This window comes from Cytobacillus sp. C11.1, from assembly GCF_058145115.1.
This window is the reverse complement of sequence record NZ_CM176935.1, coordinates 925,907-948,197: the sequence shown is the minus strand read 5'-3', so window position 1 is coordinate 948,197 and position 22,291 is coordinate 925,907. Positions and strand designations below refer to the sequence as shown.

At 40.1% G+C, this 22,291-nt stretch carries 19 protein-coding genes and 4 tRNA genes; 4 read left to right on the top strand and 19 right to left on the bottom strand.

Annotated features, from left to right (window positions below):
- Nucleotides 1-82 precede the first annotated feature (82 nt).
- Entirely contained in the window at nucleotides 83-1,624 is a 1,542-nt protein-coding gene (locus tag AC3ZVC_RS04865) for a glycine betaine uptake BCCT transporter (RefSeq protein WP_490066647.1), read from the bottom strand.
- A 194-nt stretch (nucleotides 1,625-1,818) separates the two neighbouring features.
- On the opposite strand from AC3ZVC_RS04865, the gene AC3ZVC_RS04860 reads away from it, so the two are divergent.
- A complete protein-coding gene (locus AC3ZVC_RS04860) occupies nucleotides 1,819-2,313 on the top strand; it encodes a hypothetical protein (RefSeq protein WP_490066645.1) in 495 nt (164 codons plus the stop codon).
- Between the two features lie 183 nt (nucleotides 2,314-2,496).
- On the opposite strand, the gene AC3ZVC_RS04855 is transcribed toward AC3ZVC_RS04860, so the two are convergent.
- On the bottom strand, nucleotides 2,497-2,646 hold the full coding sequence (locus tag AC3ZVC_RS04855; RefSeq protein WP_490066640.1) for a hypothetical protein: 150 nt from the start codon (nucleotides 2,644-2,646) through the stop codon (nucleotides 2,497-2,499).
- 193 nt (nucleotides 2,647-2,839) lie between these two features.
- Between AC3ZVC_RS04855 and AC3ZVC_RS04850 the strand changes: the two genes are divergently transcribed.
- From AC3ZVC_RS04850 to AC3ZVC_RS04840, 3 genes are all read left to right on the top strand, one after another.
- On the top strand, nucleotides 2,840-3,544 hold the full coding sequence (locus AC3ZVC_RS04850) for a DUF421 domain-containing protein (protein WP_490066636.1): 705 nt from the start codon (nucleotides 2,840-2,842) through the stop codon (nucleotides 3,542-3,544).
- A gap of 72 nt (nucleotides 3,545-3,616) precedes the next feature.
- Nucleotides 3,617-4,621, top strand: a complete 1,005-nt coding sequence (locus tag AC3ZVC_RS04845) for a DUF3231 family protein (protein WP_490066634.1) — start codon at nucleotides 3,617-3,619, stop codon at nucleotides 4,619-4,621.
- A gap of 148 nt (nucleotides 4,622-4,769) precedes the next feature.
- Nucleotides 4,770-5,681: a Gfo/Idh/MocA family protein gene (locus AC3ZVC_RS04840; RefSeq protein ID WP_490066632.1), complete on the top strand. Its 912-nt coding sequence runs from the start codon at nucleotides 4,770-4,772 to the stop codon at nucleotides 5,679-5,681.
- Between the two features lie 92 nt (nucleotides 5,682-5,773).
- On the opposite strand, the gene rlmH is transcribed toward AC3ZVC_RS04840, so the two are convergent.
- From rlmH to AC3ZVC_RS04755, 17 genes are all read right to left on the bottom strand, one after another.
- Nucleotides 5,774-6,253 carry a 23S rRNA (pseudouridine(1915)-N(3))-methyltransferase RlmH gene (rlmH, locus tag AC3ZVC_RS04835; protein WP_490066630.1) on the bottom strand — a complete coding sequence of 160 codons (480 nt, stop codon included), beginning with the start codon at nucleotides 6,251-6,253 and terminating at the stop codon, nucleotides 5,774-5,776.
- A gap of 80 nt (nucleotides 6,254-6,333) precedes the next feature.
- On the bottom strand, nucleotides 6,334-6,495 hold the full coding sequence (locus AC3ZVC_RS04830) for a CxxH/CxxC protein (RefSeq protein WP_214723398.1): 162 nt from the start codon (nucleotides 6,493-6,495) through the stop codon (nucleotides 6,334-6,336).
- Nucleotides 6,496-6,657: 162 nt separating this feature from the next.
- The gene (locus AC3ZVC_RS04825; RefSeq protein WP_490066626.1) at nucleotides 6,658-7,881 is read right to left on the bottom strand and encodes a S1C family serine protease; all 1,224 of its coding nucleotides are present in this window, start codon (nucleotides 7,879-7,881) and stop codon (nucleotides 6,658-6,660) included.
- Between the two features lie 357 nt (nucleotides 7,882-8,238).
- Entirely contained in the window at nucleotides 8,239-9,033 is a 795-nt protein-coding gene (locus AC3ZVC_RS04820; protein WP_490066623.1) for an MBL fold metallo-hydrolase, read from the bottom strand.
- A gap of 6 nt (nucleotides 9,034-9,039) precedes the next feature.
- The gene (locus AC3ZVC_RS04815) at nucleotides 9,040-9,852 is read right to left on the bottom strand and encodes a two-component system regulatory protein YycI (RefSeq protein WP_490066620.1); all 813 of its coding nucleotides are present in this window, start codon (nucleotides 9,850-9,852) and stop codon (nucleotides 9,040-9,042) included.
- Nucleotides 9,839-11,152 carry a YycH family regulatory protein gene (locus tag AC3ZVC_RS04810; RefSeq protein ID WP_490066618.1) on the bottom strand — a complete coding sequence of 438 codons (1,314 nt, stop codon included), beginning with the start codon at nucleotides 11,150-11,152 and terminating at the stop codon, nucleotides 9,839-9,841. The genes AC3ZVC_RS04815 and AC3ZVC_RS04810 overlap by 14 nt, the downstream gene beginning before the upstream one ends.
- Nucleotides 11,149-12,978 (bottom strand): cell wall metabolism sensor histidine kinase WalK, encoded by a 1,830-nt coding sequence (gene walK / locus AC3ZVC_RS04805; protein ID WP_490066616.1) that lies wholly within the window; start codon nucleotides 12,976-12,978, stop codon nucleotides 11,149-11,151. Before walK ends, AC3ZVC_RS04810 begins: the two co-directional genes overlap by 4 nt.
- 8 nt (nucleotides 12,979-12,986) lie before the next feature.
- The gene (yycF, locus tag AC3ZVC_RS04800) at nucleotides 12,987-13,697 is read right to left on the bottom strand and encodes a response regulator YycF (protein WP_490066613.1); all 711 of its coding nucleotides are present in this window, start codon (nucleotides 13,695-13,697) and stop codon (nucleotides 12,987-12,989) included.
- A 249-nt stretch (nucleotides 13,698-13,946) separates the two neighbouring features.
- A complete protein-coding gene (locus AC3ZVC_RS04795; protein WP_490066609.1) occupies nucleotides 13,947-15,407 on the bottom strand; it encodes a peptidoglycan DD-metalloendopeptidase family protein in 1,461 nt (486 codons plus the stop codon).
- Between the two features lie 397 nt (nucleotides 15,408-15,804).
- A tRNA-Phe gene (locus tag AC3ZVC_RS04790) sits at nucleotides 15,805-15,877 on the bottom strand.
- Nucleotides 15,878-16,044: 167 nt separating this feature from the next.
- Nucleotides 16,045-16,121 (bottom strand) — tRNA-Asp (locus AC3ZVC_RS04785).
- 62 nt (nucleotides 16,122-16,183) lie between these two features.
- Nucleotides 16,184-16,255 (bottom strand) — tRNA-Glu (locus AC3ZVC_RS04780).
- Nucleotides 16,256-16,270: 15 nt separating this feature from the next.
- Nucleotides 16,271-16,346, bottom strand: a tRNA-Lys gene (locus AC3ZVC_RS04775).
- Between the two features lie 285 nt (nucleotides 16,347-16,631).
- Entirely contained in the window at nucleotides 16,632-17,924 is a 1,293-nt protein-coding gene (locus tag AC3ZVC_RS04770) for an adenylosuccinate synthase (RefSeq protein WP_490066605.1), read from the bottom strand.
- A 238-nt stretch (nucleotides 17,925-18,162) separates the two neighbouring features.
- Entirely contained in the window at nucleotides 18,163-19,527 is a 1,365-nt protein-coding gene (gene dnaB / locus AC3ZVC_RS04765) for a replicative DNA helicase (RefSeq protein WP_490066602.1), read from the bottom strand.
- A gap of 314 nt (nucleotides 19,528-19,841) precedes the next feature.
- Entirely contained in the window at nucleotides 19,842-20,291 is a 450-nt protein-coding gene (gene rplI, locus AC3ZVC_RS04760; protein ID WP_490066599.1) for a 50S ribosomal protein L9, read from the bottom strand.
- The gene (locus tag AC3ZVC_RS04755) at nucleotides 20,288-22,261 is read right to left on the bottom strand and encodes a DHH family phosphoesterase (RefSeq protein WP_490066595.1); all 1,974 of its coding nucleotides are present in this window, start codon (nucleotides 22,259-22,261) and stop codon (nucleotides 20,288-20,290) included. The genes rplI and AC3ZVC_RS04755 overlap by 4 nt, the downstream gene beginning before the upstream one ends.
- Between the last annotated feature and the right edge of the window lie 30 nt (nucleotides 22,262-22,291).

The window sequence follows — 22,291 nt, the reverse complement described above, 5'->3', positions numbered from 1 at the left end:
TTTGCAAATAAAAAAACCATGAACAAAGACTTAATCTTTGCTCATGATTCACAAAAAACTTATTCTTTATATAAAAACGCCATTACACCAGCCCTGGATCAGGCTCATCCCCCGGCTTTACCTTTTTGGCTTTTTTCTTTACCCCGCTTTTTGCAGGAACTTCTTTTCTAAAATCCTTTAAAACCGCAAATGACATAGCAATTAAAACAAAAGTCAGCGGAAATGCACTCACTATAATGGCTGTCTGCATAGCATTCAGTCCGCCAGAAAGCATCAATACGATGGCTGAGGCTGATAAAAACAGCCCCCAGACGATTTTTACAAAGTTAGGCGGATTCAGATCCCCATTGGTTGTTTGCATCCCTAATACAAAGGTTGCAGAATCAGCAGAGGTTACAAAGAAAGTGGTTATGAGCAATAGTGTAACGACGACGAGAGCACCTGAAAATGCCAAGCGATCGTATACAAAAAATAATGCTGTCTCAAGGCTTTGTCCTGCAATATTCACACCTTCAAAATACTCAAAATAAATCGCTGTTCCTCCAAAAATGCTGAACCAAAAAGCGCAAACAAGTGTTGGAATAACAAGTACGGCAATCATGAATTCTCTCACAGTTCTCCCCTTTGATACACGGGCTATAAAAGTCCCGACAAATGGTGCCCACGCTATCCACCATGCCCAATAAAAAATGGTCCAATCCTGTATCCAGGTTGCTTGCTCTTCATTAAAAGGAGCTAGCCTTAATCCCATGCTGGGCAAGTTTTGCACGTAGCTTCCCAAAGTAGTTGTAAAAAGATCCAGCACGAACCCTGTTGGCCCTAAAAATAAGAAGGTAAATAACAAAATAACAGCCAGCACCAAATTTGCATTGCTCAAATACTTTATCCCTCTTTGAAGGCCAGTACTTGCTGATAGGATAAACAGGACCGTTACGATTGCTATAATCAATAGCTGCACTGTAAAGTTATTGGGGACTCCTGCCACATAATTTAGTCCCCCATTTATTTGGGCTGCTCCCAGTCCAAGGGAAGCAGCTACTCCAAAAATCGTGGCAAACACCGCAACACTATCGACTATGATGCCAATGATTCCTTTTGCTTTGTTCCCTAAAAGAGGCGTTAACGTAATACTCATTAACCCCGGCTGCTTCTTTCGGAACTTATAATAAGCAAGGACAAGCGCTATAACAGAATAAATCGCCCATGCATGAAAACCCCAATGCAAATAAGTATATCGTAAAGCGACCCTCGCAGCCTCGGGTGTACCTCCCTCACCAATCGGGGGACTTGTAAAGTGGGAAATCGGTTCGGAAACTCCAAAAAATAATAACCCAATACCCATACCAGCACTGAACAGCATAGCAAACCATGTACTTCGTTTGAAATCTGGCTTATCATCATTCGAACCTAATTTAATTTTTCCATACTTGCTAAAAATCAAATACAAAGCAAAGATGAGGAAAAAAGTAGCCGATAACTGATAAAACCAGCCAAATGTATCCAGAAAGAAGGCTTTGGTTTGATCCATCACTTCACCTAACTGCACAGGTGCAACCATCCCCCAAATAACAAAGATACTTGCTATTACTAAAGAGATCCAAAAAACACTTGTTACCTTTTTCAATGCTGCCAACTCCCTTATATAATTAAATATGATAATGTTAGGTTTCCCCAATAAAGGAAAACCATGAATCAAAGCTCAAGCCTCATAACAGGATCTCTACAGAGCAAAAATTTTTCGAACCTTCATTAGATTGGTTAAATAAAATGTAGTATTTGAACCGGAATACATTTATTAGCAGCACTGGAGGAATGAATGTGGTAAATTTAAAGTATTTTTCTGGCACCGTCACAATGATAAGTGATATTTCATTGGGGCAAAACGGGGAGGAAGAGGGTTGTTATAAACAAATCTCAGCAGATAATGGCGCCGGGGCATTAGTAAACTTTATAGTGTCTCCATCCACTTATTTTGTCGACCAGGCAATGGTAACAATAGGTGACAGAGTAACAGGATATTATGACGGAAATGCACCTGTTCCTTTTATTTACCCGCCGCAATATCGTGCACTTGTCATGGTAAAACATAATCCCTATCAAAACGTAAAAGCAGACTATTTTGACTCACAATTAATAAGCAGCGATGGCCAACTAAAGCTAAATATTTCTCCATTAACTCAGACTGTACTTACAAATGGGCAAGCTTTCACAAAAACGATGGCCAACCGGAATTTAATTGTTATCTATGGCCCTTCCACCAAGAGCATTCCTGCCCAAACTACTCCCTATAAAATAATTGTTTTGTGTTTATAATTTAGTTTTAGGCTTTATATGTACGCAAAAAGGAGGACCAGCAATTGGCCCTCCCTTTTTGTTAAGCTGATTTCCGCTCCAGGATGCTCAGCGAACCCCGTGGCGGGTCGTGAGCCTCCTATCTAAAAACTACATCTTTTAGGAAAACAGCCTTTTGTAAAATTTTTTTGCATTTAGATTTTTTTACTCATCATCAATCTCGCCGCCACCAATTTCATCCTCTTCTTCAACATCTTCAACTTGTTCGCCTTCCTCTGGCTTTTCATCATTTCCGCAGCCTGTTAGCGTTAAGAAGGAAAGAGATAAGATAAACATCAATAAAAACTTTTTCATTTTTACACGCCTCCTTTTTCTTAGTTTTTTCAAACGTCACATGTTATATGTAATGGTTATGATCTATTCTTTTGAATAATTGTATTTGACTGAGAAAAAACTCTTAAAAGGCTGCAACGCAAATATTTTATATAAATAGGTCCTTCTAGATGATTGCCTAAGGTTTTAACTGTGAATTAAGGATGTGTCATAAATGGATTTTTTCGAAGGACAGCAAACACTCACCACCATGGAGTGGGGGCTTAGGGCTGTCATTGCTTATTTCTTTTTAGTGATTGTTGCAAAAGTCTTGGGCCAGCGTGCCATTTCCCAATTAAGGCTCCTTGATTTTGTTATGGCATTAGTAATTGGAAATATTATTGCCCATCCATTGTCCGATGAAGAGCTTGGCCTTAAAGGTTCTGTTGTTACAACTATGGTGTTAGTTGTACTATATCTGGCTAGTTTATTCAGTATCCTAAAATGGCCGGCAATTAGAGGGCTGGTTAATAATAAGCCCATCAAAGTGGTACAAAATGGGGAAATTATTTATAAGGGTTTGAAAAAAGCAAGAATCTCAATTGATGTACTGCTGGAAGAATTACGCGAAAAGAACGTAGAAGATGTTAAAAAGGTGGCATTGGCTTTATGGGAAGCCAACGGAAGTATTTCCTATTTTTTAGATCCCAAATACGAACCCATTACACCACAGTCCTTACAAATGAATGCAGAACCATTCGATATGCCCAGAACCATTATTAAAGAAGGTCAAGTAGATCAAAGAGAGTTGGAAAATATTCAAAAGGACGAAAGCTGGCTGATCTCCAATTTAGAAAGGGTATATCAAACGGAAATTAAAAATGTGCTGCTCGCAACCATGGATAGCAAAGGAACCCTTAAGGTATTTTTATATAATTGATTTTCATCAATGATGCCGCATTTGTTATAAATTCGCATCTTTACGTAACAATATTAGAAAGGAGTGGTTACAGTGCTTTCTGCAAAAAATAATAAGCCTATAGATATAACTGCCACAGAAGTGTCTAATATTTGGGCATCCTATTTAAAAAACAGTATGGAATTAAGGTTTTTTGAATACTTTTTCGTCTCAGCAGAGGATAAAAAAATTAAAAAAATAGTTGAAAGGATGCTGCATCAATCAAAAAAAAATCTGAATCAACTTGAGGCTTTTTTTAAGAAGGAGAAGCTTACGATTCCAATTGGCTTTACGAATGAAGACATAAAAGTCGAGGCACCCAAATTATTTTCCGACACCTTTATATTATATTTTTGCCATGATATTACCCAGCTCACTTTTAGTACTTATCCAAGTGCATTATCAGAATGCATCAGACAGGATATTCGGGATTATTTCCAAATCAGCATAGAGTTTACCTTTAAAATACAAAATGAAATAGTAGTTCTCATGTTATCTAAAGGAATTCATTTGAAGCCTCCGCAAATTGATATTGATGATCGGATTGATTTCGCCAAAAGCATAAAATATCTCAATGGTTTTTTTGGAGGATCAAGACCTTTGAATGTTGCGGAAATTGCAAATCTATCCAGAATCATACATAGGGCCCAGTTTTCAAAAATGGTTTTTGTCACTTTTAGTAAACTTTCTTCGAATTCAGATTTAAAAAGTCATTTTAGCAAAGGAAGAGACACGATTGAAAAAGTAATAGATTCTCTGCAGGAAATTTTTAAAGAAGAAAATATACCGCTTTCAGCTTCAGGAGATTTTAAAATATTTGATGTGGAGATGTCACCATTCTCCGATAAGCTGATGATGTTCTTTGTGAATACCTGCCTGGGAATTTTCTGTTTTACAATGGTCAATCAGGCTATGACTTCAAGCTTAAGATCAGATATAATTCTTAAACTTACCAAAATTACAAACGATATGAAAAAGTATTATGGAAAAGGTTTGATTTTATCGATAAAGGAAAGTTGGCTCGAACAGCCTCCACAGGCGGTCGATAGGAAGTTGTAGGTCCTTAAAAGAAAATAGGCACCAGAATAGATGAGATAAAGTGGAGGCTTCGGCGGCCTGCTCTTTTTTCTGCTTCTCATAATTATTGCCAAAGGTTTGCAGCAGCGTAAAATACGGTTTAACATAAAAAATTAGAAACACATGAGGAGTGATTACGATTAAGGTTGGGATAATTGGATTGGGTGACATTGCAAAAAAAGCCTACTTACCTGTCCTTTCTGAAAAAGAAGGAATTGAACTGGTTCTATGCACAAGGAATAGCGAAACTCTGAATACATTAGCCAAAAAATATAGGATTAAAGAAAAGGCTCAAACCGTAGAGGAACTGATTACAATGGGAATCGATGCCGCTTTTGTAAGTACGGCTACAGAAGCCCATATTGAAATAGCAGAAAAACTTCTTAAAAAAGGCATTAACACCTATATAGACAAACCCATCTCGATGAATTTCCATGAGGCTGAAAGAATTGTCCAGCTGGCGAAAGACAATGAACGAATCGCAATGGTTGGCTTCAACAGAAGATTTATACCTAGAGTAAAAGAGCTTAAGGACCACGGTAAAGCCAGCATGATTATCATGCAAAAAAATAGATTCGCTTCTCCCGATTATGTAAGAAGATTTGTTGTAGAAGATTTTATCCATGTAGTAGATACCCTTAGGTTCTTGATGGATACCCCGGTTAAGGATGTTAAGGTAGAGTACATAAAAAATGGGGAAATGCTTGACCAACTGGTTATACAGCTTTTGGGCAATGGCTGCATCGCTTTAGGAATTATGAACAGAAACGGTGGAGTCACAGAAGAGAAAATTGAATATATGACTGGACACCACAAATATGTCGTTGATAGCCTTGTAGAAACCACACATTATCATAATAAAGAAACGGAAATAGTGAAATTCGGTGACTGGGAACCCACACTTTTTAAGAGGGGATTCTATCAAATAACAGATCATTTCATCAATTGTGTTCAAAACAATCAGATTCCTGATCCATCTATAGAGGATTCTCTCATTACTCATGGAGTATGCGAGAGAATTGTTGAGTATATAGAAGGGTAAATAACAATAAAACCAGATGGCATGTTGGCGGCACCGGTGTCATCTGGTTTCTTGAGTTATAGATTGTATCAGAGCGCTATGAAGGATTGATATTATTTATGATACGGTTCTCCCCGATTAATCCGAAACGCCCGATAAACCTGCTCCAGCAGGATTAGTTTCATAAGCTGATGGGGAAAGGTCATTTTTGAAAAAGAAAGTTTTTCATCAGCACGCTGGAGAACTTCCTGGCTGAGGCCGAGGGAGCCGCCGATGACAAAAGCAACTTTGCTTTTCCCGTATGTAGCAAGCTTATCTAGTGAGTCGGCGAGCTCCTCTGATGATTTCATTTTGCCCTCAATAGCTAACGCAATGACATGAGCATCAGGGTGGACCTTAGAAAGAATCCGCTCAGCCTCTTTTTGCTTAACTTGGATCATCTCCGTTTCACTTAGTTCTTCAGGGGCTTTTTCATCAGGAACTTCGATAATTTCCATTTTGGCATATGCCGACAGCCTTTTTAAGTATTCGTCAATTCCTTGCTTTAAGTATTTTTCTTTAAGCTTTCCTACTGTAATAATTGAGATATTCACAGCTCGTCCTCACTTTACAAACAAGATATCCACATAAGTTATCCACATGTCCACATTTTTCATCCACATCTTGTATGAGATCATTCGTTCGCTACAACATATATTGCGTTATTTTGACAATATTCACAGGTTGTTGATAACTTTTTTTCCTCTTCAATTTTTGTTAATTGCGGGAATGTTTCGTACTCATCAACGACTACATCTATAGCTAGATCAACATGTTCTTCACAACAGTAAATCATTTTACCCAGCTCTCCTTTCAGGCCGGAGCCTTCCTTTTTTTAGCGGTCCTGTGGATAATTATTATTTTGCCTATGTATACAACTTATCCACATCTCATCTTAACAAAACAATAAAAAACAGGAAAGCGTATTTGCTTTCCCGTTTATTCTTCCCAGTATCGATTAAAATGTCTCGCCGCTCAGTTTAATGGTTGTTTCCTGCTGTTTGCCTTCACGGTAAAACTTAATCTTCATTTGTTCTCCAACTGCTTTTTTCGTGTATAGATGCTGGCGCAGTTCGATGATATCTTTTATTTCTTCTCCATCCATCTCAACAATGACATCCATCTCTTTCAATCCGGCCTGTGCAGCTGGAGAGTTAGGTTCTACTTGCGTAATGGCAACCCCTGTTTTAACATCCTTAGGCAGTTTCAATGCTTCCTGCTGATAGTAGCCAGGAATATCACTTACAGAGGTTAATTGAATCCCCATATATGGCCGCCTTACCTCGCCAAATTTTTCAAGGTCATCTATTACTGGCCGAGCATAGTTAATTGGGATTGCTAAGCCAATTCCTTCAACTGCATTCTGTGCTATCTTCATGGAATTAATGCCAATTAACTGGCCGCTGATATTAACTAATGCTCCGCCGCTGTTTCCTGGATTGATGGCAGCATCCGTCTGGAGAACCTCTGCCTGCCAATCGACTGTTCCGTTTTGGTCAATATCAACTGGCACCGCGCGTTCCACCCCAGAGATAATTCCCTGAGTTACTGAGCCAGAGAATTGTCCCAGAGGATTTCCTATAGCTATAACAGGTTCTCCTGGCTTTAAAGTATCCGAATCCCCAAATTCAGCTACAGTTTTAATTTCCTTTGCCTCTACTTCAAGTACAGCCAGGTCAGTCCATATATCGCTGCCGACCAGCCTTGCAGGAATCTTTGTGCCATCCGGTAAGCTTACTTCAAGTTCCTGGGCTCCTTCAACCACATGGTGATTCGTGACAATGAATGCTGTATTTCCTTCTTTTTTATAAATGACCCCTGAACCTGTTCCGGCAGGTTGTCCGCCGCCATTATTTTCGTTTGACCAAAATCCGGCTGTTTGAATGTTGGTAATGCTCACAACCGCATCACCTGCCTTATCGACAGCCTTGGTTACATCGGTCACCACATCAAGTGAGACATTTTGAACATTGGCGCCATTGTTGCCATCCGCATTTTCCTGTAACTCCTCATCGGGTTCAACCGTATAAGGGAGTACATTATAATCAGATAATTTAGGTACCGCAACAATGACAAGAATTGCTCCTAATATAATGCCGACAAGGCTGGCCAAAAAATACCCGCCTTTGTTGCCTTTTTGCCCTTTATAACGGTTCTGATGATCTTGATCATAATAACCCAAGCCGTACCAATCCTTTCTTTATAAATTACCGAAACGCCAGCTTTCCGCAGTGCTGGAAAAAGCCGTTTAAGATATGAATGCTAAAATTTATTCTTCCTTTATACCCAATATTATACTCTCTCGATTTTAAAAATCTAATCAAAAGGCACAAACTCAAGCAATCTTACGACTTTGTTCATACTTTTGTTTAAAATTTTAAACACATCAAATAAAAGGCTGTTTTCGCAAACTTTGTTGCTTTTTTAACAAGTAGTGAGGAGAGGTTGATTTCCTCGAGGATGCTCGCTTTTAGAAAACACCCAAATAAAAAAAGGAATGCGCAGCAGATTTAAAGATCTTAGCGCACTCCTTTTTTTATTAAACTGCCGTTAAAATAGTTGGTATCTTGGGATCAGTATCGTAGAGATCAAACTGCTCACCCACAATGATGCCTCGGCTCTCAAGCGTCTGTGTTACCGCCATTCTGGCCAGGTCCTTAATATTATTATCAAGACTCAAATGGGCGAGATAAATGCTTTTTGTACGGTCTCCAGCCACTTCACTCATAGCAAGGGCAGCATCTTCATTGGATACATGTCCCACATCGCTGAGGATTCTTCTTTTAATATTCCAAGGATATCGGCACATGCGAAGCATCTGGACATCATGGTTGCTTTCAAACACATAAGCCTCAGCATTCGAAATGAGGCCCTTCATACGATCACTGACATACCCTGTATCGGTAATTAACACAAGTTTTTTCCCATCCTGATGGAACACATAAAACATGGGATCAGCCGCATCGTGGGAAACGCCAAAGGATTCAATATCCAGGGAACCGAAAGTCTTAACAGTTTCCATATCGAAATGGAACTTTTGGTCAACTGGAACTTGTCCAATTAAACTGTCCATCGCCTGCCAGGTTTTTTCATTTGCGTATATCGGCAGGTTATACTTTCTTGCAAGAATACCTACACCTTTTATATGGTCACTGTGCTCGTGTGTCACTAAAATCCCTGACAGCTTCCCCATATCCCGGTCAATCTGTTGAAATAAGGCTTCCATTTGCTTTCCGCTTAAGCCGGCATCAACCAGAAAGGAATGTTCCTCCGTCTCGACAAAGATCGCATTCCCAGTACTGCCGCTCGCGAGAACGCTGAATTGCAAAGACATATTCTCTCACTCCACTATTTTTTTCTCTTCGTTGGTTAGCTGAATAATCTGCCCCTCGAAGGCATGGACAAATAAGTTTTCCTCTCCATTAATGACGAATCGCCAAGCAGGAGTTAATACTAGAGATGAGCTTGAATGCACAAGAGTAAAATATCCGAGTTCCACATTGGTAATCTTGGATTTTGGCTGCAGCGAGCCATTTTCAGAAAGCGTCTCAATCGCCTTTATTGGCTGAATCACTTTTTCGCTTTCCTGCATTTCTTCAATATCTTCCAGCATTGTCTGCTTATAAGATACAATTTCATTTTCCTCATTTAAGTAGAAAGTTAGCTCACCATTTAAATTCATATAAAACATTTTATCTTCAAATTGCTGATAATACGTTAGTGTATTGCTATTTTTGCTCTTTTCCCAAAAACGATATTGGTCCCCATATAAAACCTTGTTTTTAATAAATGAATTCAATTCAGAAGGATTAAATTTCTCGCTGATTTTATAAGGTTCATCAAGGACTGAGTTCAGGACTGTTCCTTCAGTAATTGTTATGTTCTGTCCTTTCAGCTTCGTTTTTTTCGCTTCTTCCATTTCTTCGATATCAAAAACCATCGGCTTGGCGCTTAAGTACCTGTCTTTTGGATTGTTTTTTGGGATATCCACATCAAATTCAATTTCATCCGTCTTAAGCCGCTTTTCAAAAGAAGCCTGGGCCATAGGCTCATACTGGCTTGCATCCTTCAGTTTGAAAAACTCATACATTAAATAGATATCCAAAACCAGGAAGGTTAAAATAAAGATTGTTTTTATCTTACTCCAATCCATTATTCATACCTCCTGATTCATCAAGTGATATACTTTTCCATTCGCCTTCATAGCGGTAAAACCAGGAAGGCTCTAATCGAACAAACATGGTTTGGGGATCTTTAATCATTTTGTATCCCAAAGCAATATCCTCCAGGTTTTCGGAATCAAATCCTTCAAGCTTTTCCAAGTACTTGATGACTGATTCCCCTGAACTTAAAGATACATCAGTGGAGTCTGTACGAAATCCAAGCTGAAAGTTGCTTCGCAAATATTCCTCATTTTGTCCCCAAACTTGGCGAATCTCAGAAATCTTCGGGTCATCGCTGAAAACCGGATAGCCCGAAGAATCATAAAGACGGAATGTTACCCGATGGCTAAGTTCATTCATTTCGGCAAATTGGTAATTATCCGTCCATCCAGCATGTTCGTTTATAAAATCAATGCTCTTTTTTAAAAGATCTGTAGACTGGATGGTTGGATTATTGCCGGCCGCTAGTTTCACATATCGAAGTGTATTTTTATCAAAATTCACTCGAAGCAAGCTTACATTATCATTATATTCTTCTTCTGACGGCTGATAGTTTTTCTGGACCACACTTGGGTCACTGAATAAAGCATTTTTATATTTTTCAGAGTCCAGCTCTTTGGAAAAATACTGATACCTTTCCATTTTTGTGTCATGTGCTGGCAAGAACAGGGTCCTTGAACTTGAAACTGGATATGAAAAATACTCTTTGTACTCCGGACGGTACTTAAAAAATTTGTTTTCGAAATTCTGAATAAAAGATGCAGGCACATGGCTTCTATAGACCTGCTGACTGTCTAAGGAAACGAAATAGACAATCCCATCTTCCTTTTGAGGTTCTTCAACATCTATTACTATTCGATCAAATTGAAAATTAGGGAGATCCTTATCGTCCACTTTAATGACCGTTTTATACAATTCTATCGGAATAGAATCAGGGTAAACAATGACTGCTTTCCCCTCATTATGAACAAAAGAGGGGATCTCATCTACTTGAGTAGTGATATTTTCAAAATCAGTAAAATTCCATCTGCTGATTTCTTTAATCGTTTTTTCTATTTCGCTTGGGCTAACTGTCCCATAATGCTGGTTGCTGCCATGGTGAAACAAAAGAGTATCCGGTCTGACAATTTTACTAACATCTTTTTTAGCTGCTATCGCTACTTCCTGTACCGTATTGGTCTGTTCCATTGTTTCGTAGTTTGGCTGGTAAGTCCAAAGATTCCAGGTTAACAGCGCACTTGTCGCAACCAGGATGGTTAGTATGATTGTTTTAATATTTTCATATGTCATTCCCAATCATCCTCTTCCGTTCGAACATAAGGAAGGCTAAATGAAATCGTTGTTCCTTTTCCTTCCGTACTGGTCGCCCAAATCTCTCCGCCATGTGCTTCGACCATTTCTTTCGCAATGGCCAGTCCAAGACCCGTTCCACCGAGTTTTCTGGTTCTCGCTTTATCCACTCGATAAAAACGCTCAAAAATCTTATCAATGTTTTCTTTCGGAATGCCCACACCCTGATCTGAAACACTGACAATAATAAATTCATCTTTTTCTTCGATACTGAAGGTCACTTTTCCGCCTTCAGGAGAGTATTTGAGCGCATTTGAAATGATATTATATAGCACCTGGGTCAGTTTGTCTTCATCTATTTCTACAAAAGCCGAATGGTCAGGAAGCCTTCTTTCAAAAGTCACATTCTGCTGCTTGGTCATTTCAAACCGGTCAATAATCCTGTTATAGAAGAAGATAAAATCAATCCATTCCTTTGTGAGTCGATAATCCTTGCTATCCATTTTTGAAAGCTGAAGAAGGTCATTCACAAGGCGAATCATACGCTCAGTTTCATTTTGAGTGACATCCAGGAAATTTGGAGCAAGCTCTTCGTCTTTCCAAGCTCCTTCTGCAAGTGCCTCCAAATAACTTCTCATCGTAGTGAGCGGGGTTCGAAGTTCATGTGATACATTGGCCACAAACTCACGGCGTTCCAAATCAATTTTCTCCTGCTCAGTAATGTCATGCAGAACGGTAATTAATCCATTTACAAATCCAGTTTCTTTTTGAATGACTGAAAAATTGGCACGCAAGATCAATGTATTCGTTTTACTGCTATAATCCAGAATCACAGAATCACGTTCATTAAGAAGCTCCTCAAAGGTATATTCCTCTTCCAGTCCCAGTAAAGAATCAATAGAAGAAGACAGCACCGTTTCACGTGAAACATTCAGCATTTTTGCAGCAGGCTCATTGATTAAGATTACGCGCCCTTTGCGGTCTGTTGCAATCACCCCGTCTGTCATATAGGAGAGGACCGAGGAAAGCTTGCGACGTTCTCCCTCTGTAGTCGCCTGGGCTTCCTGCAGCTTCTTTGTTAAGCTATTAAAGGTAATGGCCAATTGGCCAATTTCATCATAACCATAAACCTTAACCTTGCGGGAGAAGTTTCCCTTTGCCATGGCAAGGGCTTGTTTTCTCATATCTGAAATAGGGCGGGTGATGGTCTGTGCTAAAAGAATGCCCAATACCGCTGTAATAGCCAGCGCGATTGCTGTACCAGTGGAGAAGATATTATTGATCTGCCTCATCTGGTCATAGATGTTTTCTATTTTAGCAACAAGATAAATGGCTCCGATAACATCCCCATTGTTTTTAATAGGCGTTACCAGCACCCATACCCGATTTCCAAAGGGGTCAACATAATCCTCAGGTACCTGCTGAGAGGTTGCTATGGCCATTTTGATTAAATTATCGGTAGATCTTTGTCCCACAACGCCCTGGTTGTCCGGGTCGGAAGTTCCCAATATTTTAAGCGTGTCTCCTTCAATGACACGGACCTCGGTAATATCAGTAGAATAATAATCCCTTAATAACCTGTGGACGTCTTCCTCCAATGTAGGGCCATCTTCATCCGGCAGCCTTTCCTTGGTCATCTGTTCTTCCAGGTAATAAGCAAGCAAATTAACCCGTTCCTGAATGGTATCTTTAAAATTATCCTTTAAAGTGGATTCCAGCTGCCTTACAAAATAAACGCCGATAATTTGCATGGCAACCAGAATGAGAAGGACATATATAATCACAAACTTTAGGTGAATGGATCGAAAAAAACCAACCTTTTCCATTAATCCCCTTACTCCTGTTCAGGATTCCGCAAGTAATAACCGACTCCTCGTCTTGTTACAATCCACGTCGGGTGGCTTGGATTATCCTCAATTTTTTCGCGCAATCTCCTTACAGTTACGTCAACTGTTCGGACATCGCCATAATAATCATAGCCCCAAACAGTCTGCAGCAAATGCTCCCTTGTCATAACTTGGCCAATATGCTTGGCCAAATAATGTAGAAGTTCAAATTCACGATGGGTTAATTCAATCGTCTCGCCGCGTTTGGAAACGACATAAGCATCCGGATGGATAACCAGTGATCCTACTTCAATTTCATTTGTTTCTTCCTCTTCTTCAGACTTGGAAGCGATTTGCTGATGGCGCCTTAAATTGGCTTTCACGCGGGCAATTAACTCCCTTGTGCTGAAAGGCTTTGTTACGTAATCATCTGCTCCGAGTTCAAGACCCAGAACCTTATCGATTTCAGAATCCTTTGCTGTTAGCATAATAATTGGCATATCATACTTTTTGCGCACTTCGCGGCACACTTCAATGCCATCTCTTTGCGGAAGCATGATATCAAGCAGAATTAAATCCGGTTTGATTTCCTCTACCTTGTCCAAGGCGTCATTGCCGTCATATGCGCAAACCACCTCATAGCCTTCCTTTTTTAAATTGAATTGCAGAATATCTGCAATTGGTTTCTCGTCGTCTACAACTAGAATTTTTTTATCCATACCTATCTCCTTTTTCTTGCATCAATTATTTATTTTTGGAGCAGTAGAATTCATTTTAAATCATATGTTCTCTACTTTACTTTACCATTTTACAAGTGGGAATTCACCTATTTCAAAAAGATGGCTTTTCTCCTGAACTGGACAAATTCATTAGGCCTGCAAAATGAGGGCTGTACAGACTATTCTTAACTATAAAAGCCTCTAGTATAAAACTAGAGACTTTTAACATCATTTATTTACTTATATATTTTAGGGGATCTGCATCTTTCCATTTTTATAAATCTCAAAATGAAGATGAACCCCTGTAGAATCTCCAGTCGTGCCCATTACACCAATTTTTGACCCTTTTGAAACTGTCTGGCCAGCGCTTATACTAATCGAATCCAAATGAGCGTAAACGGTACGGAATCCATTATTATGATCAATCACAATTTTGTTTCCATAACCACCATCCCAGCCTGCAGAAACGACTGTACCATTATCTGCTGCTTTGATCGTCCGGTTGCTTGGACGTGCAATATCAATTCCTTTATGCATTTTACCCCAGCGGTACCCCATCTTACTGGAAATATATCCGCCGACTGCAGGGTAGGCAAAGCTTCCTTCACCTCTGGATGGAATTACCTTTGTTCCCTTAATGACAATATGTTTAACAGGTTCTTCAAGGACTTTTTCTTCTGATACCTCTTTTTTAATGGTTTGTCCATTTTCTTCCGAAATCAAATATGTTGCAGCACGTACACCATTTTTCCCTTCTTGCTTCACCTTTGTAACGCCTTTAAGGAGGCTGCTGTCTTCAATTACTTCTTTCTCATACGAAATCTCTTCTTTTTTGAAAACTTCTTTTTCAACAATAACCTTTACATATGGCTTAAGGACGGTAACATTCAATTCTTGTCCAACTTTTAGGACTGAATCTCCCTTTAGTTCCTTGTTTAACTCTATTAACTGCTTCATGTCAAGGTTATGGGCACTTGCTATGCTGCTTAGAGCATCCCCAGCTTGTACAAGGTATTTCTTTTCTTCTAAAGTTCCTTTTTGAAGAAGTTTTACGGCTTCTTCTACACTAATAATCATGTCTGGTTTAACTTTTGCTTCTGAAAATGTAACATCTTCACTAAATCGAACATCTAAAATACGGGTTTCATTTTCTTTAAGCTGTGGTAAAGGAGTATTAACGGAAGCTTTTCTTTCTTCCAGAGCCTTTAGTTCTTTCTCAGGTACATAGGAAGCTTTAATTTTATCAAGAACAGCTTTTGCCTGCTCTGCATTTTTAACATAAGCGACAGCCTTGCCCCCAATGATCAGCGCAGATGATTCAGCCTGAACTTCAAGATCATCTTTTATTTCATTCACTGCCTCTGAGTTATTAACCTCAGAGCTGGACTCAAATACTTGTTCAGGAATAAAAGACAGTTCAGAACCAAGCGATAACTTTAAACCTTTATAAGAGCCTTCAATCTCTTTAATTTTTGTATCGACCATGTTCTCTATTATTTCTTTGTCTGAGACCGTTCCGATATACTGATCGTCCTTATAAACATAGTAAACGGTCATTAGTTTATCATCATTTGCCAGGGCGGAGGCTCCGCCTGCAAACGTTAAAGCTGCTGCTGCAAACCCAGTTGCAACTGTCTTATTCATTATATTTCTAAAGCTCTTAGCTGTATATTCTGTAGCTGAATTTAAACTCTTCACCCATTTAAACATTGTTACATCCCCCTAGACTACGGTAACAAACACACTTTCATTTAGTGCTATGTAACTACTAATTTATTTACCTAAATTTTTTCACAATATTTACTTTACCATATAGAGTATCAATTAGATTAATAGACTCTGTAATGTAACAAAAATGTATAATTACTGACATTTTGTTACTTTTAAAGGGTATTAATTGGAAGGAACCAAGAATTTTTTGTCGAAAAACTCTTAAGAAAAATAGGAGGAAATCCCTATATATAAAGGTTTTTAGAGGATACAAAAGAGAAGAGGAGAAAAAAAGAAGAGACGCTTTACTTTTACACTGGATAAATAGTAGAAAACTAGTTATATTACAAAAGTGTAACAAAAAAGAGTATGAATGATTTCATACTCTTTTTTGGGATGGCTCAGGACGGAATCGAACCGCCGACACAAGGATTTTCAGTCCTTTGCTCTACCGACTGAGCTACTGAGCCGTATTAAGTTATTGACCCTAAAACAAGTTTAATTTCGTCCTTCGTCCCGATTTCAGGGGGTTATTCAAGCTGTGGTTCAATCGGTACGCTGAAGTATTTCATGAAGCTTATTCAAACGTGCTCTACCGACTGAGCTACTGAGCCTAACTAAAATTATGTAAAATAAATGGCGGTCCGGACGGGACTCGAACCCGCGACCTCCTGCGTGACAGGCAGGCATTCTAACCAACTGAACTACCGGACCAATATAATAACCGCCAACAAGTTAGCTGGGCTTGCCAGCCTTTTGCTGACGGTTATTTGCCATGACCCCTACGGGATTCGAACCCGTGTTACCGCCGTGAAAGGGCGGTGTCTTAACCGCTTGACCAAGGGGCCATATAAAAGATAAAATGGTGAGCCATGAAGGACTCGAACCTTCGACCCTCTGATTAAAAGTCAGATGCTCTACCGACTGAGCTAATGGCTCGTACTACGTCTCTGTGACGACGCTTTTTATAATATCATAGAGATTTATAAAAGCGCAATAACTTTTTCATAAAAATTTCTTTTAAAAATTAGATTCTGTTAAACTTGCCTGTTTCTGCTTCTATTAAAAAGCAATTTTTCCTCAATTATTACGTTTTATTCCCCAAAATCAGACTTCTACACCATAAATTTCACTATTTATTTGTTTTTCTTTATCCTTGGTTCATTCTTTTGAAAAGGACAAACAAAAAAGCCCTAACTCACATTAGGGCTTTTCAATCTAATCTTAATTCTGTCTCCAAGGGCTGCGGACAACGTTTGTTTGCGTGCGATCCGGACCTACAGAGAAGATGGATAATGGGATTCCAGTCAGCTGGGCCACACGCTCCAGGTAATGGCGGGCATTTACCGGAAGCTCATCCAGTGATTTGCAGCCAGTAATGTCTTCTGTCCAGCCTGGAAGCTCTTCGTAAACAGGCTCGCATTCAGCCAATACTTTTAAGCTTGCAGGGAACTCTTCAATCACTTTACCGTTATGGCGGTATGCTACACAGATTTTCAAGGTTTCGATGCCTGTTAAAACATCGATGGAGTTAAGAGATAGATCTGTAATTCCGCTCACACGGCGGGCATGACGGACAACAACGCTGTCAAACCAGCCAACACGGCGGGCACGGCCAGTGGTTGTACCGTATTCACGGCCTACTTCACGAATCTGGTTGCCGATCTCGTTATCAAGCTCAGTCGGGAAAGGACCGTCCCCAACACGGGTGGTATAAGCCTTTGAAACACCAACTACATGCTTGATTTTTGTAGGACCCACTCCAGAACCGATTGTTACGCCTCCAGCTACTGGGTTAGATGAAGTAACAAAAGGGTAGGTACCCTGGTCGATATCAAGCATAACCCCTTGTGCCCCTTCAAACAGCACACGGCGGCCTTCATCCAATGCATCGTTTAGAACTACGGATGTATCGCAAACATAATGCTTAATTTGCTGGCCATATTCGTAGTATTCATCGAGAATATCTTCCAATTTGAATCCTTCTGTTTCATAGAAACGCTCAAGAAGGCGGTTTTTCTCTTCAAGATTGCGCGCAAGCTTTTCTTCAAATACTTCACGGTCAAGAAGGTCTGCGATTCGAATTCCATTACGGGCTGCTTTATCCATATAAGCAGGGCCAATTCCTTTTTTCGTTGTACCAATCTTATTGGCGCCTTTGCGCTCTTCTTCTACCTCATCGAGCTTCAGGTGATAAGGAAGGATGACATGTGCGCGATTGCTGATGCGCAGGTTATCTGTTGTCACACCTTTATCATGAAGATAAGCCAACTCTTTTACGAGCGCTTTTGGATCAACAACCATTCCGTTTCCAATCGTGCAAATTTTATCGCTATAGAATATTCCAGATGGAATTAAATGCAGCTTATATGTTTCGCCATTGAACTTGATTGTATGCCCCGCATTGTTTCCGCCTTGATAGCGGGCGATTACTTCTGCATTTTCAGAAAGGAAGTCAGTGATTTTTCCTTTTCCTTCATCTCCCCACTGTGTTCCAACTACAACTACTGATGACATAAAAAAGCACCTCCGGGAATCCCATGGTTTTAAAATTTCTATTCAATCATTTAAAATAGGCTCTGTTAAATCGGCCTTAATTAAGTAACTCATTTCAACCACTTTAGTTTAACAAGGCAAAGTGTTATAGTCAATAAAACACGAACATTTTTAATAAAAATATAAAAATATGTTCGTAAAACCATGAAACTATGAAAATAAAAAAGGGCAAGCAGTTCATGCAAGCCCTTTTCCTTATTTATGCACCAGGCGGAGCAAATGAATCATCAAATCGCTTCTCCAAGTTTACGAATTTATTATACTCTTTCACAAATGCTAGCTGGACCGTGCCGACAGGACCGTTACGCTGTTTAGCGATAATAATTTCGATAATATTTTTGTCCTCTGATTCTTTATCATAGTAGTCATCACGATATAGGAATGCCACAATATCCGCATCCTGCTCAATACTTCCCGATTCACGGATATCGGACATCATTGGCCGTTTATCCTGTCGCTGTTCCACTCCACGCGAAAGCTGGGAAAGAGCGATAACCGGCACTTGCAGCTCACGTGCCAATTGCTTTAAGGAACGGGAGATCTCAGATACTTCCTGCTGGCGGTTTTCTCCGGAGCGCCCGCTTCCCAGGATTAATTGCAAGTAATCAATAAGAATCATACCAAGCCCATGCTCCTGCTTTAGACGGCGGCATTTGGAACGGATATCTGTAATTCGCACCCCAGGGGTATCATCAATGAAAATCCCTGCATTAGATAAACTTCCCATTGCCATCGTAAGTTTTCCCCAATCTTCATCTGTCAGGGAACCTGTACGCAGTCTTTGGGCATCAATATTTCCTTCCGCACAAAGGATACGCATAACAAGCTGCTCTGCCCCCATCTCCAAACTGAAAATAGCTACATTTTCACCAGTTTTTGTTGCGACGTTTTGGGCAATATTCAGAGCAAAGGCTGTTTTACCCACGGACGGACGGGCACCCACGATGATAAGATCGTTTCTCTGAAAGCCTGCTGTCATTCGATCCAGCTCGGCAAATCCTGTCGCAATCCCTGTAATATCGCCTTTGCGGTTATGCATTTCCTCAATATTATCGTAGGTACGGACAAGAACATCTTTAATATTATGAAAGGCACCTGCATTTTTCCGCTGTGCTACCTCCATGATATTTTTCTCGGCTTCTCCCAAGAGAACTTCGACTTCGTCTTCACGGGTATACCCATCCTGGGCAATCCCGGTTGCTGTCCTGATCAAACGGCGAAGCAATGCTTTTTCTTCGACGATCTTGGCATAATACTCAATATTCGCTGCCGTTGGAACAGATCCAGCCAGTTCACTTAAATAGCTGACTCCCCCGGTATCCTCCAGTAGCTTTGCAGCACTAAGTTCTTCTGTTACAGTTACTAAATCGACCGCTTTTCCCTGGTCGCTCAGCTTGAGCATTACATTGTAAATCTTCTGGTGAGCCGCCCGATAGAAGTCCTCAGGTATTAATATCTCTGATGCTAACGTAAGAGAGGAGGGTTCAAGAAAGATTGCCCCAAGCACTGCCTGTTCCGCTTCAATATTCTGAGGCGGGAGCCGATCTGCAAATAAATCACTCATCTATTCAAACCTCCTTAAATTAAAAGCATAAGCACCTTGCTCAGGGGTGACACCTCGAACCCCTGGGTGCTGAAGCTGGATAGTACCTTCTAAAAAATAGAAGCGCCTAAATAAAAGCGCTGATGTATCTGGAATTTAGGTTATTTTATATAAAATATAAAGGCTTTGCCTCTAAGTAAAATTATAATCCCTTTAAAAAATGTGACCAGCAGAAACTGATCACATTTTTATTCAACCCTTTTATTTTAACATGTTTATTCGCAAAATCTACTTCCAATATTAGTGTGTTCCCCCAAAGAGGCTGTCTGCTATTTTTAGTTTGCCTCTTTTACATGGACATTCAATGTAGCCATTACTTCAGTATGAAGCTTAACTGGAACCTTTGTATAGCCTAAAGAACGGATCGCATCATCCATTTCAATTTTCCGCTTGTCAATTTTAATTTTATGCTTTTTTTGAAGTTCTTCCGCAATTTGCTTGCTTGTGATGGAGCCAAAAAGGCGTCCGCCTTCACCAGCTTTAGTAGAAAATTCAACTGTAAGCTTCTCCAATATTTCTTTTAATTTTTTCGCATCAGTAAGCTCTTCTGCAGCAAGCTTTTCTTCTTTTTTCTTTTGGGCATTCAGGCTGCTTACATTCGCCTGGTTGGCTTCAACAGCGAGCCCTTGTTTAATCAAAAAGTTATGGGCATAGCCGTCTGCTACATTTTTAACTTCGCCTTTTTTGCCTTTGCCTTTAACGTCTTTTAAAAAGATAACCTTCATTCCTTTTTTCTCCCTTCAAAATATTCATCTATAGCCATTTTTAATCGGATTTCGACATCATCAAGCGTCGCATCATGAAGCTGGGTGGCAGCGTTTGTTAAGTGTCCTCCGCCTTCCAGGTTCTCCATGATAACCTGAACATTGATATCCCCGAGGGAACGCGCGCTCACACCAATCATGTTCTCTGAACGGTTCGAAATAACAAAGGATGCTACGACGCCGTCCATTGTCAGCAGTGTATCAGCTGTCTGCGCAATCAGCACCTGATCAAAAATCTGGTCTGGCTGCCCTTTGGCAATGGCAATGCCATCCCGGTAAAATTGAACGGTTTCAATCAGTTTTGCACGCTTGATATAGGTGTCTACATCCTCTTTTAAAAACTTTTGGACAAGCACAGTATCCGCACCCTGCCCGCGCAGATAGGAGGCCGCATCAAACGTTCTTGAGCCTGTTCTTAATGAAAAGCTCTTGGTATCGACAATGATGCCAGCCAATAGTGCTGTTGCTTCGAGCATTTCAATTTTGCCGTTTTTCGGCTGGTATTCCAGAAGCTCTGTCACAAGCTCTGCTGTTGAAGAGGCGTATGGCTCCATATAGACAAGAAGAGGATTATGAATAAACTCTTCTGCCCTGCGGTGATGGTCGATTACAACAACATGTTCAATTTTATGGAGCAATTTCTCTTCAATCACCATCGAAGGCTTATGGGTATCAACCACAACAAGCAAGGTGTCATCTGTTGCCATTTCCAAAGCCTGTTCAGGGGTGATGAATTTCGAAAAGAGCTCTTCATTCTTTTCAATTTCCTTCATCATCCTTCTGACACCTGTATCCAGTTCATTGAAATTCACAACAACATAACCTTCACGCTGATTCATACGCGCCACTTTTTGTATTCCGATGGCTGCTCCTATGGCATCCATATCAGGACTCTTATGGCCCATAATAATTACTTTGTCACTCTCGGAGATAAGCTCCTTTAAAGCATGCGAGATCACGCGTGCACGGACTCTGGTCCGTTTCTCAACAGGATTGGTTTTTCCGCCAAAGAATTTAACCTTTCCATTTGTCTGTTTAATAGCCACCTGATCGCCTCCTCGGCCCAAAGCCAGATCCAGGCTGGACTGAGCAAGAGAACCGAGTTCAGGAAGCGAGGAAACGCCTGTTCCAACACCAATACTTAAAGTAAGGGGCACATTTTGTTTGGATGTTGTTTCCCTAACGTCATCAAGGATGGTGAATTTTCCTTTTTCAAGAAGCTGAAGGATGTGTTCATTAAAAACAGCAATGAACCTTTCAGATGAAACCCTTTTTAAGAAAACACCATTATCCTGCGCCCACCTATTTAAAATCTGGGTAACAAGGCTATTAAGGCTGCTTTTTGTCTGATCATCCATACCTTGAGTTAACTCATCATAATTATCCAGGAATATAAAAGCAATAACTGTTCTTTCTTCCTGATACATTTTTTCAATCTCTGTCTGTTCCGTTACATCAAAGAAGTATAACAGGCGCTCTTCAGGTTTATGGATCACCCGGAACTTACGGTCGTGAAGGGTAATGATCTCTGTCTCTACCTCTTGTTTAATGAGTGGAACAAGCGAGTCCGCGACGTCATAAAGCGATCTTCCAACTAGCGTATCTTCATCGAAGCATGATGCTAAAAAGGGATTGGTCCATTCAATGTAATAATCATCATTGATCAGCATGATCCCGATCGGCATTTCCATAAGAGCTTCTTCGCCGACTTTTTTTACCCGGTAGGATAAGGTAGAGATATATTCTTCCGTTTCCTTCCTTTGTTTTTGGTCAAGCTGAAAAAGGTAGTAGAAAGGAAGGATGGCCAGAAACAGCCCTATTAGTGCAAAAAGCCAATTATAGTACGCCAATATTCCGAGAAGCACCACTGTTATGCCCATCAATCCAAATATCGGATAGCGTATGGACCGCTTTTCTAAATACGAAGGCATGTTTTCAGCTCCTAAACAGTAGTGTTATTC

Coding starts and splice junctions, on each gene's coding strand:
- AC3ZVC_RS04855 (WP_490066640.1), bottom strand. CDS start 2,646: ATGAAAAAGTTTTTATTGATGTTTATCTTATCTCTTTCCTTCTTAACG.
- AC3ZVC_RS04850 (WP_490066636.1), top strand. CDS start 2,840: ATGGATTTTTTCGAAGGACAGCAAACACTCACCACCATGGAGTGGGGG.
- AC3ZVC_RS04830 (WP_214723398.1), bottom strand. CDS start 6,495: ATGATTTACTGTTGTGAAGAACATGTTGATCTAGCTATAGATGTAGTC.
- AC3ZVC_RS04820 (WP_490066623.1), bottom strand. CDS start 9,033: ATGTCTTTGCAATTCAGCGTTCTCGCGAGCGGCAGTACTGGGAATGCG.
- AC3ZVC_RS04815 (WP_490066620.1), bottom strand. CDS start 9,852: ATGGATTGGAGTAAGATAAAAACAATCTTTATTTTAACCTTCCTGGTT.
- AC3ZVC_RS04810 (WP_490066618.1), bottom strand. CDS start 11,152: ATGACATATGAAAATATTAAAACAATCATACTAACCATCCTGGTTGCG.
- walK (WP_490066616.1), bottom strand. CDS start 12,978: ATGGAAAAGGTTGGTTTTTTTCGATCCATTCACCTAAAGTTTGTGATT.
- yycF (WP_490066613.1), bottom strand. CDS start 13,697: ATGGATAAAAAAATTCTAGTTGTAGACGACGAGAAACCAATTGCAGAT.
- AC3ZVC_RS04795 (WP_490066609.1), bottom strand. CDS start 15,407: ATGTTTAAATGGGTGAAGAGTTTAAATTCAGCTACAGAATATACAGCT.
- AC3ZVC_RS04770 (WP_490066605.1), bottom strand. CDS start 17,924: ATGTCATCAGTAGTTGTAGTTGGAACACAGTGGGGAGATGAAGGAAAA.
- dnaB (WP_490066602.1), bottom strand. CDS start 19,527: ATGAGTGATTTATTTGCAGATCGGCTCCCGCCTCAGAATATTGAAGCG.
- rplI (WP_490066599.1), bottom strand. CDS start 20,291: ATGAAGGTTATCTTTTTAAAAGACGTTAAAGGCAAAGGCAAAAAAGGC.
- AC3ZVC_RS04755 (WP_490066595.1), bottom strand. CDS start 22,261: ATGCCTTCGTATTTAGAAAAGCGGTCCATACGCTATCCGATATTTGGA.